This window comes from Xanthomonas sp. NCPPB 3570, assembly GCF_056725115.1.
In genome coordinates this window covers 646,511-659,925 of the sequence record NZ_CM161513.1, presented here as the reverse complement: position 1 = coordinate 659,925, position 13,415 = coordinate 646,511, and the positions used below count along the sequence as shown (strand labels likewise).

Below are 13,415 nucleotides of genomic sequence, written 5' to 3'. Positions count from 1 at the left end.
GCGCCCCCGCCATGCGGGCGGCGGCCGCGCATCCCAGCGTTTCCCGTGCGGGACAGGATGTCCTTCGGACCGACCTTCCGTTCCATCGGCGTCGCCCCATATCGTGAAGGTTGCCGCGTCCAATTCTTGGGCGGCGTTCGCATGAAGGATCTCGCCATGACCGACCCCATCGTCCAGATCAAGCCGCTTGGCTTCCCTTGGGACACGATCGACCCGTTCCTGTTCTGCGTCTACCACGACGATGCCTACCCCGCCGGCAACGGCGCGATGGGCCCGGCGGCGCCCCTGCACGGCCGCGCCATCGGCCAGGACTTCAGCCGCAAGGACGGCTGGAGCATGTATCACGGCGAGGAGATTCCCGGCTTTCCCGGCCATCCGCACCGCGGCTTCGAGACCGTGACCATCGTGCGCAAGGGCCTGATCGACCATGCCGACTCGCTCGGTGCGGCGGCGCGCTTCGGCGCCGGCGACGTGCAATGGGTGACGGCCGGCGCGGGCATCGTGCATTCGGAGATGTTCCCGCTGCTGGACACGGCGGCGCCCAACCCGCTGGAACTGTTCCAGATCTGGCTCAACCTGCCGGCGCGCAACAAGCTGGCTGCGCCGCACTTCACCATGTTCTGGTCGGAAGACCTGCCGCGCTTCACGGCCACCGACGACGCCGGCCGCACCACCGAGGTGACCTGCGTGGCCGGCCGCATCGGCCCGGTCGACGCCGCGCCCGGCAGCGCCGGCGGCCCGCTCGCGCCGCCGCCGGATTCGTGGGCCGCGCAGGACGATGCCGATGTGGCCATCTGGACGATCCGCATGGCACCCGGCGCACGCTGGACCCTGCCCGCCGCACAAGGCCGCGGCACGCGCCGCAGCCTGTACTTCTTCAGGGGCGCAGCGGTGACGGTGGGCGGTCGCCCGGTGACCCGCCATGCGGCGATTGAGCTGCGCGCCGATCAGGCGGTCGAGTTGGTCAATGGCGACGGCGAGGCGAGCGAGTTCCTGGTGCTGCAAGGCCGACCGATCGCCGAACCGGTGGCCCAACACGGTCCGTTCGTGATGAACACCCAGGCCGAGATCGCCCAGGCCATGGCCGACTATCGCCGCACCCAGTTCGGCGGCTGGCCATGGCAGGACGAGGCGCCGGTGCACGGCAGCGACCCGACCCGCTTCGCGCGACATCCGGATGGGCGCGAGGAGCGGCCGGCGTCGCGCGCGGTCGCCGCCGACGGCTAGGGCGTGTCGCCGGTGCGAGAGGACGCCGCGTTCCCAGCCTCGTGCACCCGAACTCTGCGAGTCGCTTCGCGCCGTACCCTCACCCCACCCCCCGCTCCGCGCCCCGGCCCACGCTTGCGGCGCGGGCGCTCCAGGGTGCGCGCGCCAGTGGCGCGCAGGCCGCACCCTGTCGGCCAAACGGGAGAGGGGCTAGGTGCTCAGTAGCGCGCCGAGGCCAGCGCCTGCGCGCGCTCCAGTTGCTCGGCGATGCGCTTGCGCGCCTGCTGCAGTTCCTGGCGGGTGGCGTCTTGCTTGGCCGCCGGCACCAATTCGGCATCGATCACCGACAGCGCATCGGAGTACTGCCGCACCACCGCCGCGGCGTAGGCGTTCATGTAGGCGGAGTTGTCCTTCTCGTCGCCCAGCGCCTGCAACTGCGCGCGGCCCTTGGCCACCTGCGCTTCGATCTTCTCCGCATCGCCGGGGCCGCCCTTGCCGGCGGTGGCCGGGTCGGCGTCGTGATGCACGGCGATGGTCTCGCGGGCGAAGTCGGCCACGGTCTTGCTGACGTTGCGCGACAGCGCCTGCTTGGACAGCGCCACCACGTTGCCCTCCAGCACCTGCAGCATCGCCTTGGCCGAGGCGTCGCCGCCGATCGGTGCGCGCCCGCTTTCGCCACCCACCGGTGCGGCGGTGGGCTCAGGCGAGGTGGCCGGCGCGGTGCGCGAGGCCTGGTCGCCGGGCTTGCCGCAGCCGCTCAATGCCACGGCGATCAGCGCGGCAAGCAGGGACAGACGGACGGGATGAAGAGATGAGGTCATGAAGCGCTCCTGGTTGGTCTGCGCTCCACCATGCCCAGTGCCCGCGCAAACCCGCGTGAATCGTCGGCGGTTGGCGGCGACGCGGGGCGCGATCGCGTACCAGACGTGCCGGGCAGGTTGGCCGGGGTGATGCCGGAATCACACTGCGGCGTACGCTCACTGCGAGCGGTGATCGCCGCCATCGTATCCCCGTTCCCGGAGCCGGCCTGGCGCGGCCGGCTCCGGCACTGCTCAGCCGCAGCAGTAGCAGACCAACGGCTGTCCGGGTCCGCCCGGCCCCAACTCGCCGCCGAACGGCGCGCACTCCTGCTGGCAGGCCCAGGCGCTGCAGGCCGCCTCCTTCTCGATGCCGTCGCCGGCGGTCGCCTGTACGGCGCCGAAGCCCATGCTGGCCAGGAACACGGCCGCAAGCATCCCGTTGCGTAACGCTGTCCAACGCTGTTTCATGGCTTACTCCTCGATGGTTGCCAAGGCCGGTGGCGCCTCCGTGTTGCGCACTGCGGCCATCAGGTCCTGCATCCGCTCCGTGGTCTCGAAAACGCCGACGCGCGCATAGCGCACGCGTCCCTCGCGGTCCAGGGCAAGCAGCGTCGGCACGTTGCGCGCGCGGAACAGCATCACCGCGCGGCGATCGGTCAACGTGGTCACCGGAAACGTAAAACCTTGCTCGGCGGCGTAGCGCTGCGCCTGCGCGGGACTGCACTGGCACACGCCCAGCACCTGCACGCGCGGCTGCTGCGCGGCCAGCCGCTGCGCCGCCTGCACGATCTGCGGCGCCGAGCGCTTGCAGTACGGGCAGGTGGTGGTGAAGAAGAACAGCACCTGGCGCTCGGCGGACGGCACGCCGAGCGTCAATGGCGTGCCATCGACCGCAGGGACGTCGATGCGCGGCACATACATGCCCGGATACGGCTCGGTGGTGCGGGTGACGAACCAGCGCCGTTCCTCGCGCAGTCCGCGGTTCTGCCAGGCCAGCACCAGCACCAACGCGCAGGCCGCCAGCAACGCCAACCAACTCCAGGGAAACCGCCGTGCCATGCCGTGTGCCCATGTCGCCATGTTCTGCGCAGGCTGCGCAGCCTCGGTGCGATGGTCAACGCTTTGCGCGCATGCGCAGCGACTGCGTGATCAGGCTGGGGAGCGAGTCACGTGCACCATGGGCGCGCATTCCAGCGGTGTGGCGCATATGTGGGCATGCAGCGCAGGCGCAGGCATTTACTGACCTTGCCGCTTGCTCGGCGCGTGCACGGCGCGAGAGCAGCGGCACGGGGATGCTTCGCGTGGTCGACGCACCGGTGGTGGTACGTTGGTCAAGACTTCCCCCCCAGCACTGCATGTCCGCAGACGGGCCAGGCGGTCGAATGTCGGAATCAGCCGCGTGCCGTAGGCACGTCGACTTGATTGCCTGATCAGGGGGATTCGCCCCGATTTACCAACAAGGTGTAGACAAAAGAGAGCGGCCAGCAGATGAAGCAACCTAAGAACCAACGCCAGCTACCAGCAAAATATGCTCGATAAATGCCAAGAAACCAGGTAGCGATCACTGGTGCAACACACATCAGCACGAAGAGCTTCTCGGGCCAGTACATTTCCTCGCCCGTAAGGTAAAAATCCTTGGCGCGATCTTGCCACGAAATGGCGAGCAGATAGGCAACCGGCAGGACCAGACCCAGCAAACCGAACTTCGGAATTGGGTTGAACTTGAACATGCGCCCTACCGTTTGAATTGAGCAGAGCCACGAAGCGGCTTTGACCTGGACGAATTATCGGGCTTCACGCTACCAAAGCCCATTTCGCCGATACCAGCGCACGCACGCGGCCTCCAAGAGAAACATGCCAACAAACACAAGCAGAAAGAGCGCAGGATGCACGCATACTCCGGAGACGCAGAGCGGAATGACCCCTAACCAACAGCCTGCCTTGTAGGGCCAAGGCAGTAGGCTGTAGCGATGCGCCTTCTTCGGGCTGCGAGCGAAGTCTCGGCGGCGCTCCCACATCACATAGCCAGCAATCGCGGCATAGGCGACTGGAAACCACATTGGCGCAAGAACTGTCACTGATGCCTGACACCAGAATTGCGCCGAGCCGCGAAGCGGCTTCGGCTTGAATGAATTGTCAGGCAAAACCACGTCATTGCCTGCCCCAGCGCTCCGCTACATCAATGCCAGGAGGTGGTACTGAATGGACCGTGCCCCCCACCACCGTCACCGAGCGTTGAGCATGCCACGGATCGCGATTGCGCGGACGATCCCCGCTCGCTTCTCGTACACGCCATCAGGGCATCCCAAGCGTCGGAATCGCCAAGCGCGATGTTTACGCCAACGCTGCGCTGATCTGCACCTCGGCATCGCATCGGCTTCGACCCGCAGCGGCTTGTCACGACGCTCAGGATGCGTCTGGCTCGCCAAACGCACGCCGGCAGGCCTTGCGATCGAACTGCAGGGCGGCACGCATGCGCTGCTCGGTGAGGGGGCGCACGACCCAGCTCACCTCCAGTTCGCCACCACGCGACATCACTGTGGGAATCGCCAGGAACCAGCTTGCGCCGGGGCCGCAGCAGTACCAGAACGCATCGCCTTGATTGACGACGGGACTATCCGGCAAGAGCAAAAAATTCTCGTTCGTGCGGATGAACTGCTGCGCCTTCTTCACCACCTCCAGGTCCGCGCCGCGCAGGACGACGCCATCGCTGCTGAAGGACAGCTGGCGGAAGGACTCCATCAGCAGGAGGTCCATGCGGCGCCTGTTGTACCGATAGAGGCTGACCGTCACCAGCGCCACTGTCGCGGCGAACAGATAGAAGAGCGCGTTCGCCATCACCCGCCCTCGGTCAGCCGACCATCACGACCGCTGCGCAGCGAGACCTGCATTCGCCGGGCGCGCGGGCCGTCGTCCGCACGCGACATGGAGCGCGAACGCATGCGCTGCGGAAACAGACGCGCCACGGCACACCGGCACAGGGTGGTCACCGCGCCTACGCCAGCGCCGCACTGATCTGCGCGGCGGCATCGCACACCGCGCGCATCGCCGCCTGTGCATCGATCGGTTGCGGGCGGCGTTCGATGAAGGGCACGGTCAGGGTGTAGCGGGCGATGCCGTGCTGCAGGATCGGCGCGGTGAGGTCGATCACCCCGACCACCGCCTCGCTGGGGTGGATGCTGTAGCCTAGCGTGTGCACTTCCTGCGCCGCGGCCAGGAACGCGGCGCGGTCGTACGCCACCTCGCTGGCATCCAGGCGCTGCAGCAACTGTGCCTGCGCATCGGCCGGCTGGAACGCGAACAGCACCAGGCCCGAAGTGGAATGCGCGAACGGCCGGCGGTGGCCGGGGCGCACCACCAGCCCCAGGTCGCTGGGCACGTCCATCTGCGCGATGACCACGATCTGGTCGTCCGACGGCGCCACCAAGTGGCAGGGCTGGCGGATCGCGTCGGCCAGCGCGCGCATCACCGGCAGCGCCACTTCGGTGACGTTCTGCACCCGCGGCTGCTGCATGCCGAGCATGAACAGGCGGTTGGTCAGCGTGTAGCCGCCCTCGCCCGCAGTGCGGGTCAGGTAGCCGCGCTCTTCCAGCACCTGCAGCATGCGGAAGATCTCCCCGCGCGAACGGCCGATGCCCTGCGAGATCTCGCCCATGCTCATCGGCCGCCCGTCGCGCGCCAGCAACTCCAGGATGTCCAGCCCCTTGTCCAGGGCGGGCGCGCGGTACTTGGGCAAGGGGGTGGTCATTCCGTCGAGGGCCCGGCAGCAGGTGAAGAGGACTAGGGCGTGTCACCAATCCCCGAGTATGCCGCGTTGGGCCTGGCAGGCGCGCGGCCGGCGTTGCGTGGCGCAGCGCCTGACTGGCCGTCAGGTCAAGCCGCGCGGCGCCGGCCGCGCGCCTGCCAGGCCCAACCCGAAGGGCCGCGATTGCGCGCGCCCGTGGCCGCGTCATCGCTCGGGCGTGGACGGACGTCCACTTCCTCGCTCTTCCTTGCCACAGGCGCGCGCAATCGCGGCGCGGCATGCTCGGGGATTGGTGACACGCCCTAGGGTACAGGGACGCCGCGCCGGGCCGCACCATGGCCACCTGCGCTGCAGGGATCGGCGCCGATCGCCTCATGCACATATGAACTCAAATTTTATATTTGCATGGCACTCGCCGGCGCAGTACGCTCCGCCGACAATCCGAACGCGACGCGGCACACCTTGGGAGGGGTAGGCGGCAATGCACTACAGCAGCGAATCCGCCACACCGGCGTCCGCGAGTCTCACCCGGACCGCGCTTGCGCCGTTGGTCCTGATCGTCAGCCTGTTCTTCCTCTGGGGCATGGCGAACAACCTCAACGACATCCTGATCAAGCAGTTCAAGAAGGCCTTCGAGCTGACTGACCTGCAGGCCGGGCTGGTGCAGAGCGCGTTCTACCTGGGCTACTTCGTGTTCGCCATTCCGGCAGCCATGTTCATGCGCCGCTACAGCTACAAGGCCGCGGTGGTGCTGGGCCTGCTGCTGTACGCGGTCGGCGCGTTCCTGTTCTACCCCGCCGCGCAGGTGCACACCTACTGGCTGTTCCTGCTGGCGCTGTTCGTCATCGCCAGCGGCCTGGCCTTTCTGGAAACCACCGCCAACCCGCTGGTCACCGTGCTCGGCCCCGCCGAGGGCGCGGCGCGGCGGCTGAACTTGGCGCAGGCGTTCAATCCGCTGGGTTCGATCACCGGCATCCTGGTCGGTCAGCACTTCATCCTCTCCGGCGTGGAGCACACCCCGCAGGAACTGGCGGCGATGGCACCGGCCGCGCGCGAGGCGTTCTTCGCCACCGAGTCGCTGGCGGTGCAGACGCCGTACCTGATCATCGGCGCGGTGGTGCTGCTGTGGGCGCTGCTGATCTGGCTGACCCGCTTCCCGGCCACCCGCGCCGATGGCGAGGGCGCGCGCGCCGGTGGCTTCGGCCAGCTGCGGCGCAATGGCCGCTTCGTGTTCGCGGTGATCGCGCAGTTCTTCTACGTCGGCGCGCAGGTCGGCATCTGGAGCTACCTGATCCGCTACCTGCAGGACGGCGTGCCGGGCACCCCGGAAAAGACCGCCGCCGATTTCCTCACCCTGTCGCTGGTGCTGTTCATGGCCGGCCGCTTCATCGGCACCGCGCTGCTGCGGTTCCTGGCGCCGGCGCGGCTGCTGGGCGTGTTCGCCCTGCTCAACCTGCTGCTGTGCGCGGTGGCGGTGGCGCTGCCGGGCTGGATCGGTCTGTATGCGCTGGTCGCCAGCAGTCTGTTCATGTCGGTGATGTTCCCGACCATCTTCGCCCTGGGCCTGGACGGACTGGACGACGATGCGCGCAAGCTGGGTGCGTCGCTGATCGTCATGGCGATCATCGGCGGCGCCGCGCTGACCGCGGTGATGGGCGCGGTGTCCGACCATGCCGGCATCCACTGGGCGCTGGCGGTGCCCGCCGTCGGCTTCGCGGTGATCCTCGGCTTCGCGCTCCACGCGGCGCGCCGCGACGCGGCGTCCCTGCCCTCTGCCCGTGGAGCCTGAGCCATGCCGCGTCATTGCTACCTGCTGGACCTGCACGAGGACCCGGCGCTGATCGCCGAATACGAACGCTGGCACCGGCCCGACACCGTGTGGCCGGAGATCGTCGCCTCGCTGCGTGACGCCGGCATCCGCGAGCTGGACATCCATCGCTGCGGCGACCGCCTGGTGATGCTGATGGAGGTGGACGAGGACTATTCGCCCGCGGCGAAAGCCGCCGCCGACGCCGCCAACCCGCGCGTGCAGGCGTGGGAGGAGTTGATGTGGCGCTTCCAGAAGCCGCTGCCCGGCTCGGCGCCCGGCGAGAAATGGCGCGAGGCGCTGCAGATCTTTTCGTTACAGGCGGCGCTGGCGGAACAGGAGCGCAAGGGCGCGGGCTGAGGCGTTTGCTGGAAGGACTTTCGTCCCGACCGCTGCTGCGGCCGGGTGGGTTGATCGGCTTCGCTCGTCGCGGCTGAAGCCGCTCCTACGGAAAGCGATCCGGGGCCACTGGCGCTGTCGCAGGAGCGGCTTCAGCCGCGACCGCTTTGACGCCGCCGGTGCGCTTCCGTCAGCGGAAACGCACCTATACGGCAAACCTCAGCCGCCCTGCGCCGCCAGATCCGCGCTCCAGAACGGGCCATCCGGATACAGGAACTGGGTGACCGAGGCGGCGTGCATCTCGGCCGAGAAGCCCGGTGTGGTCGGCGCCAGATAGCGGCCGTGCACGATCCGCACCGGATCGACGAAGTGCTGGTGCAGGTGGTCGACGAACTCGATCGCGCGATCTTCCATCTTGCCGGTGATGGCGACGAAATCGGCCATCGCCAGGTGTTGCACCAGTTCGCACAGGCCCACGCCGCCGGCATGCGGGAACACGCGCACGCCGAACTTGGCCGCCAGCAGCAGGATCGCCAGGTTCTCGTTGACCCCGCCCACGCGCGCGGCGTCGATCTGGATCAGGTCCACCGCGCCGGCCTGCAGCAACTGCTTGAACACCACCCGGTTCTGGGTGTGCTCGCCGGTGGACACCGGCACCGGGGCGATGCCGCGGCGGATCGCGGCGTGGCCGAGCACGTCGTCGGGACTGGTCGGCTCCTCGATCCAGGCGATGTCGAATTCGGCCAACTGGCGCATCCAGGCGATCGCCGGGCCCACGTCCCAGCGCTGATTGGCGTCCACCGCCATGGCGATGTCCGGGCCGATCGCGGCGCGCGCCAGGCGGCAGCGGCGGATGTCGTCTTCCACGTTGGCGCCGACCTTGAGCTTGATGGTGCGGAAGCCATCGGCCACCGCTTCCTTGGCCAGGCGCACCAGCTTCTCGTCGGAATAGCCGAGCCAGCCCGGCGAGGTGGTGTAGGCCGGATAGCCCTGTTCCAGCAGCGTCTGGATGCGTTCGGCGCGCAGCGGTTCGGCGGCGCGCAACATGGCCAGCGCCTCGTCGGGGATCAGCGCGTCGCTGAGGTAGCGGAAGTCGATCGCGGCCACCAGTTGTTCCGGCGACAGCTCGGCGATGAAGCGCCACAGCGGCTTGCCGGCGCGACGCGCGGCCATATCCCACGCGGCGTTGACCACAGCGCCGATGGCCATGTGCATCACGCCCTTCTCCGGGCCCAGCCAGCGCAGCTGCGAGTCGTCGGTGAGGCTGCGCGCGAAGCCACCCAGGTCGCCGATCACCGTCTCCACGTCGCGGCCGACCACGTGATGCGCCAGCGCCGCCACCGCCGCGCTCTGCACGTCGTTGCCGCGGCCGATGGTGAACGCCAGGCCGTAGCCGGCCAGGCCGTCGTCGGCGTCGGTGCGCAGGCGCAGATAGGCGGCCGAATAGTCCGGATCCGGATTCATCGCATCGGAACCGTCCAGTTCGCGCGAGGTGGGGAAACGGACGTCGAAGGTCTCGAGCGCGACGATTTTGCTCATGGGGATCCTGGTGGGTGAGGCGGAAAGAGGAACGGTCGAAAACAACGATGGAGCAGCCCCTCTCCCCTCGGGAGAGGGGTTGGGGTGAGGGTGCGGTGGTGCATGGCTGCAGCCGACCCTGCAAAACAAGAACGGAGCGAGGAGCAAGCAGCGGGATTGCTCTCTCGCGAGCGAAAGCCACACCGGGATGCATGGCGAGGTGGCTTCGCCCCGTACCCTCACCCCAACCCCTCTCCCGAGGGGAGAGGGGCTTACATCTCGCGCGTTGTTTATTGCGCGTCGCGCGGATGCGCGACCACGGCCTGGCGTTGCTCGCCCAGGCCTTCGATGCCCAGCCGCATCACGTCGCCCGGCTTCAGGTACACCTGCGGCTTCTGCCCCAGGCCCACGCCCGGCGGCGTGCCGGTGCTGATCACGTCGCCCGGCAACAGCGTCATGTAGCGGCTGATGTGGCTGACCAGCTCGGCCACGCCGAACACCATCGTGCGGGTGCTGCCGTTCTGGTAGCGGTGGCCGTTGACCTCCAGCCACATCGACAGGTTCTGCGGGTCCGGCACCTCGTCGGCGGTGACCAGCCACGGGCCGATCGGGCCGAAGCCGTCGCAGCTCTTGCCCTTCACCCACTGCCCGCCGTGCTCGAGCTGGAACGCGCGCTCGGACAGGTCGTTGATCACCGCATAGCCGGCGACGTGCGACAGCGCCTCGTCCACCGACACGTCGCGCGCGGTATCGCCGATCACCACGCCCAGCTCCACTTCCCAGTCGGTCTTGAGCGAACCGCGCGGGATCGTCACGGTGTCGTTGGGGCCGCTGATCGCGCTGGTGGCCTTCATGAACAGTACCGGCATCTCCGGCACCGCCATGCCCGACTCGGCGGCGTGGTCGGCATAGTTCAAGCCGACGCAGATGAACTTGCCGACGCGGCCCACGGCGGCGCCGTAGCGCACTTCGCCGTCCACCTGCGGCAGCGTGGCCGGGTCGAGCGCGCGCAGCCTGGCCAGGCCGGCGGCGGTGAGATGCTCGCCGGCGACGTCGTCGATCACCGCAGAGAGATCGCGCAGGTGGCCGTCGGCATCGAGCAGGGCCGGGCGTTCGTGGCCGGGTTCGCCATAACGCAGCAGTTTCATGGGAAGTCCTCTATCGAAAAGGGGAAGGCGCGGTCAGTTCGACCAGCCGCCGTCGATGATGTGGGTCTGGCCGGTGGTGAACGAGGAGTCGTCCGAGGCCAGGTACACCACCAGTTGCGCGATCTCGCGCGGGTCGCCCAGGCGGCCCATCGGCTGGCGGTCGGTGAAGCTCTTCCACACCGCCTGCTCGTCGCCGCCCAGCGCCTTGACCCGCTCGCCCAGCGACGGCGTCTTGATCGTGCCGGGGCAGATCGCGTTGCAGCGGATGCCCTTGGCCACGTAGTCGGCGGCGATGGCCTTGCTCAGGCCGATCACCGCCGCCTTGGTGACGCCGTAGGCGAAGCGATTGGGCACGCCCTTGATGCTGGAGGCCACCGAGGACATGTTGACGATGCTGCCGCGCCCCTGCGCGAGCATGCCCGGCAGCACCGCCTGGCACAGGTAGTACATGGCATCGACGTTGATCGCGAACGAACGCTTCCAGGCCGACGCGTCGCAGTCGAGGATGCTGCCCTGGTGCACGTAGCCGGCGCAGTTGAACAGCACGTCGAAGGTCGGCTGCGCCGCCACCAGCGCCTGGATCGCGGCGGCATCGGTGACGTCCAGGGTTTGCGTGACGATGCCATCGGCCTCGGCGGCCAAAGCCTGCAGCGCGGCGGCGTCGATGTCGGTGGCCAGCACCTGCGCGCCTTCGCGTGCGCAGGCCAGCGCGCTCTCGCGGCCGATGCCGGCGCCGGCGGCGGTGATCAGGCAGCGCTTGCCTTGCAGACGGCCGCTCATGCGCGGCTCCCGGAAACGGACGCGAAGGTGGTCATGGGGCGGGACTCCAGGTGGGGGAGGAAGCAATCGGATCGGACAGGCGATAGACGCGCCGCGCAGTGCCGGCGAACACCGCCTCCGCGGCGCCGGCGGCATGCTGCGCGACCCAGGCCTGCGCCAGCGCCATCCACGCGGGGTAGTCGGCACGCTGGGTCAGCACCGGCCAGTCGCTGCCCCACAGCAGCCGCTGCGCGCCGAAGCTGGCGAACAGGTGCGCCACGTAGGGGGCAAGTGTGGGATCGTCGATGGCGGCGTCGGCCGGCAGTTCGGTGAGCAGGCCGGACAGCTTGCACACCACGTTGGGGTGCTGCGCCAGTTGCGCCACGCCGTCTGCCCAGGCCCGGAAGTCGGCACCGCCGATGGCGGGCTTGGCGGCATGGTCCAGCACCACGCGCAAGTGAGGGTGACGCTGCAGCCGTGCCAGCAGCGCCGGCAGATGCAGCGGACGCACCAGTGCGTCGAAGGCCAGATCGTGCTGAAGCAGCGCGTCGAACGCCGCATCCAGCTGCGGCCGCGCCAGCCACTGCGGGTCGGCCAGGTCCTGCACCATCGGCCGCAGCCCCTTGAGCAGGCCGGCGCCGTCGGCGCACAGCGCGGCGATACGCGCAGCAACATCGGCGGCGTCGAAATCGACCCAGCCGACCACGCCGACGATGCGCGGTTCGGTCCGCGCCAGTTGCAGCAGATAGCGGGTTTCCGCCTCGCTCTGCGCCGCCTGCACCGCCACCAGCGCGGTCACGCCCTGCGTGTCGAGCGTCGCGGCCAGGTCCTCGGGCAGGTAATCGCGGTATAGCACGCCCAGGTCCGGGGTCAGCCAGGCATAGTCGCCACGCGCCAGGCGCCAGAAATGCACATGGGCGTCGATGATGGTCACGGCGTCGGCACCGGCGCGCGCAGCAGGTCGTCGTCGCGCAGCTGTTGCCACAGCGCCGCGGGAATCGCCGCGCGCAGGCGCGTGGCGGCGCTGGCCACTTCCGCCGGCGTGCGCATGCCCGCGACCACCGCGCTCACCGCCGGATGCGCAAGCGGAAACTGCAGCGCCGCCGCGCCCACGTCCACGCCGTGTGCCGCACAAGCCGCGAACAGGCGCTGCGCGTGCTGCAGCGTGGCCGCATCCACCGGCGCGTAGTTGTAGGTTTCGCCCGGGCCCCGCGCGTCGCTCAGCAGGCCGGAACTGTACGGCCCGGCCACCAGGATGCCGACCTGCCGCTGCAGCGCCTGCGCCATGATCCGCTGCGCGGCGTGCTGTTCGAGCAAGGTGTAGCGGCCGGCCAGCATCACGCAGTCGAGCGGGAACAGCGGCATCAGTTCCACCGCCACGTCTTCTTCGTTGACGCCGATGCCGATCGCCCGGCACGCGCCCTGCGCCTTCAGCGCGGCCATCGTCGGCAGCGCTTCGTCCAGCGCCTGCCGCAGCATCGCCGGATGGCGCTCGCCGTGGGTCAGGCGGCCGATGTCGTGCAGCAGCAGCACATCGATGTGATCGGTGCCGAGCCGCTGCAGGCTGCTCTCGAAGGCACGCAGCACGCCGTCGCGGCTGTAGTCGAACTCGGCGCGGCGCCCGGCCACGGCAAAGCCATCGCGCCCCGGCGCGGCCTCGGCATCGTCGTAGACGCAGCGCCCGACCTTGGTCGAAAGCGTGTAGCTGGCGCGCGGCAGCCCGCGCAGGCCCTGCCCCAGGCGTTGCTCGCTCAGCCCGTAGCCGTAGTACGGCGCAGTGTCGAAATGGCGGATGCCGGCGGCATAGGCATCGGCCACCGCGGCCAGCGCCACCGCATCGTCCACCTCGGCGTACAGATTGCCGATCGGCGCGGCGCCGAAGCCCAGGGTGGACAACTGCACGCCACTTCGGCCCAGCGCGCGCGACGCCAGGGCGGCGTCGGGGGCGACAGCGTTCAGCGCCATGCGCGCACGCCCGGAACGACGGCCACAGCGGATCGCCCACGGACGCGCGAGGGACGGAAGTTGCTGGGGTCACGCATGGCACGCCTCTGCCCGGGATCGGGCGCGATGAAGGAAGGCCGCAGCATGCA

The 13,415-nt window shown here is 69.0% G+C and carries 14 protein-coding genes; 3 read left to right on the top strand and 11 right to left on the bottom strand.

Features of this window, described 5'->3' with window-relative positions; all coding sequences use genetic code 11:
• Positions 1 to 156: 156 nt before the first annotated feature.
• On the top strand, positions 157 to 1,227 hold the full coding sequence (locus tag AC1PLR_RS02945) for a pirin family protein (protein WP_481102611.1): 1,071 nt from the start codon (positions 157 to 159) through the stop codon (positions 1,225 to 1,227).
• Positions 1,228 to 1,424: 197 nt separating this feature from the next.
• On the opposite strand, the gene AC1PLR_RS02940 is transcribed toward AC1PLR_RS02945, so the two are convergent.
• From AC1PLR_RS02940 to AC1PLR_RS02915, 6 genes are all read right to left on the bottom strand, one after another.
• The gene (locus tag AC1PLR_RS02940) at positions 1,425 to 2,027 is read right to left on the bottom strand and encodes a hypothetical protein (protein WP_481102610.1); all 603 of its coding nucleotides are present in this window, start codon (positions 2,025 to 2,027) and stop codon (positions 1,425 to 1,427) included.
• Positions 2,028 to 2,258: 231 nt separating this feature from the next.
• Positions 2,259 to 2,474, bottom strand: a complete 216-nt coding sequence (locus AC1PLR_RS02935; RefSeq protein WP_267097823.1) for a hypothetical protein — start codon at positions 2,472 to 2,474, stop codon at positions 2,259 to 2,261.
• Positions 2,475 to 2,477: 3 nt separating this feature from the next.
• Entirely contained in the window at positions 2,478 to 3,038 is a 561-nt protein-coding gene (locus AC1PLR_RS02930; RefSeq protein WP_481103519.1) for a peroxiredoxin family protein, read from the bottom strand.
• A gap of 398 nt (positions 3,039 to 3,436) precedes the next feature.
• Positions 3,437 to 3,736: a hypothetical protein gene (locus AC1PLR_RS02925; RefSeq protein ID WP_481102609.1), complete on the bottom strand. Its 300-nt coding sequence runs from the start codon at positions 3,734 to 3,736 to the stop codon at positions 3,437 to 3,439.
• Positions 3,737 to 4,412: 676 nt separating this feature from the next.
• On the bottom strand, positions 4,413 to 4,844 hold the full coding sequence (locus tag AC1PLR_RS02920; protein WP_481102608.1) for a hypothetical protein: 432 nt from the start codon (positions 4,842 to 4,844) through the stop codon (positions 4,413 to 4,415).
• A gap of 157 nt (positions 4,845 to 5,001) precedes the next feature.
• The gene (locus AC1PLR_RS02915) at positions 5,002 to 5,754 is read right to left on the bottom strand and encodes an IclR family transcriptional regulator (protein WP_267095854.1); all 753 of its coding nucleotides are present in this window, start codon (positions 5,752 to 5,754) and stop codon (positions 5,002 to 5,004) included.
• A gap of 478 nt (positions 5,755 to 6,232) precedes the next feature.
• Here AC1PLR_RS02915 and fucP point away from each other — a divergent pair, with 478 nt between their 5' ends.
• Together fucP and AC1PLR_RS02905 are read left to right on the top strand one after the other, a co-directional pair.
• Positions 6,233 to 7,540 carry an L-fucose:H+ symporter permease gene (gene fucP, locus AC1PLR_RS02910; protein ID WP_481102607.1) on the top strand — a complete coding sequence of 436 codons (1,308 nt, stop codon included), beginning with the start codon at positions 6,233 to 6,235 and terminating at the stop codon, positions 7,538 to 7,540.
• Positions 7,541 to 7,543: 3 nt separating this feature from the next.
• A complete protein-coding gene (locus tag AC1PLR_RS02905; protein WP_481102606.1) occupies positions 7,544 to 7,918 on the top strand; it encodes an L-rhamnose mutarotase in 375 nt (124 codons plus the stop codon).
• A 198-nt stretch (positions 7,919 to 8,116) separates the two neighbouring features.
• On the opposite strand, the gene AC1PLR_RS02900 is transcribed toward AC1PLR_RS02905, so the two are convergent.
• From AC1PLR_RS02900 to AC1PLR_RS02880, 5 genes are all read right to left on the bottom strand, one after another.
• Positions 8,117 to 9,436: an L-fuconate dehydratase gene (locus tag AC1PLR_RS02900; RefSeq protein ID WP_481102605.1), complete on the bottom strand. Its 1,320-nt coding sequence runs from the start codon at positions 9,434 to 9,436 to the stop codon at positions 8,117 to 8,119.
• 269 nt (positions 9,437 to 9,705) lie between these two features.
• Positions 9,706 to 10,563, bottom strand: coding sequence for a fumarylacetoacetate hydrolase family protein (locus AC1PLR_RS02895; protein ID WP_481102604.1), 858 nt, complete (start codon positions 10,561 to 10,563; stop codon positions 9,706 to 9,708).
• 33 nt (positions 10,564 to 10,596) lie between these two features.
• The gene (locus tag AC1PLR_RS02890) at positions 10,597 to 11,343 is read right to left on the bottom strand and encodes an SDR family oxidoreductase (RefSeq protein WP_481102603.1); all 747 of its coding nucleotides are present in this window, start codon (positions 11,341 to 11,343) and stop codon (positions 10,597 to 10,599) included.
• A gap of 31 nt (positions 11,344 to 11,374) precedes the next feature.
• A complete protein-coding gene (locus AC1PLR_RS02885; RefSeq protein ID WP_481102602.1) occupies positions 11,375 to 12,256 on the bottom strand; it encodes an amidohydrolase family protein in 882 nt (293 codons plus the stop codon).
• Positions 12,253 to 13,287: an aldo/keto reductase gene (locus AC1PLR_RS02880; RefSeq protein ID WP_481102601.1), complete on the bottom strand. Its 1,035-nt coding sequence runs from the start codon at positions 13,285 to 13,287 to the stop codon at positions 12,253 to 12,255. The genes AC1PLR_RS02885 and AC1PLR_RS02880 overlap by 4 nt, the downstream gene beginning before the upstream one ends.
• Between the last annotated feature and the right edge of the window lie 128 nt (positions 13,288 to 13,415).

What these genes read in the sequence shown, in the direction of transcription:
- AC1PLR_RS02945 (WP_481102611.1), top strand. Translation starts at nt 157, where the DNA reads ATGACCGACCCCATCGTCCAGATCAAGCCGCTTGGCTTCCCTTGGGAC.
- AC1PLR_RS02940 (WP_481102610.1), bottom strand. Translation starts at nt 2,027, where the DNA reads ATGACCTCATCTCTTCATCCCGTCCGTCTGTCCCTGCTTGCCGCGCTG.
- AC1PLR_RS02935 (WP_267097823.1), bottom strand. Translation starts at nt 2,474, where the DNA reads ATGAAACAGCGTTGGACAGCGTTACGCAACGGGATGCTTGCGGCCGTG.
- AC1PLR_RS02925 (WP_481102609.1), bottom strand. Translation starts at nt 3,736, where the DNA reads ATGTTCAAGTTCAACCCAATTCCGAAGTTCGGTTTGCTGGGTCTGGTC.
- AC1PLR_RS02920 (WP_481102608.1), bottom strand. Translation starts at nt 4,844, where the DNA reads ATGGCGAACGCGCTCTTCTATCTGTTCGCCGCGACAGTGGCGCTGGTG.
- AC1PLR_RS02915 (WP_267095854.1), bottom strand. Translation starts at nt 5,754, where the DNA reads ATGACCACCCCCTTGCCCAAGTACCGCGCGCCCGCCCTGGACAAGGGG.
- fucP (WP_481102607.1), top strand. Translation starts at nt 6,233, where the DNA reads ATGCACTACAGCAGCGAATCCGCCACACCGGCGTCCGCGAGTCTCACC.
- AC1PLR_RS02905 (WP_481102606.1), top strand. Translation starts at nt 7,544, where the DNA reads ATGCCGCGTCATTGCTACCTGCTGGACCTGCACGAGGACCCGGCGCTG.
- AC1PLR_RS02900 (WP_481102605.1), bottom strand. Translation starts at nt 9,436, where the DNA reads ATGAGCAAAATCGTCGCGCTCGAGACCTTCGACGTCCGTTTCCCCACC.
- AC1PLR_RS02895 (WP_481102604.1), bottom strand. Translation starts at nt 10,563, where the DNA reads ATGAAACTGCTGCGTTATGGCGAACCCGGCCACGAACGCCCGGCCCTG.
- AC1PLR_RS02890 (WP_481102603.1), bottom strand. Translation starts at nt 11,343, where the DNA reads ATGAGCGGCCGTCTGCAAGGCAAGCGCTGCCTGATCACCGCCGCCGGC.
- AC1PLR_RS02880 (WP_481102601.1), bottom strand. Translation starts at nt 13,287, where the DNA reads ATGGCGCTGAACGCTGTCGCCCCCGACGCCGCCCTGGCGTCGCGCGCG.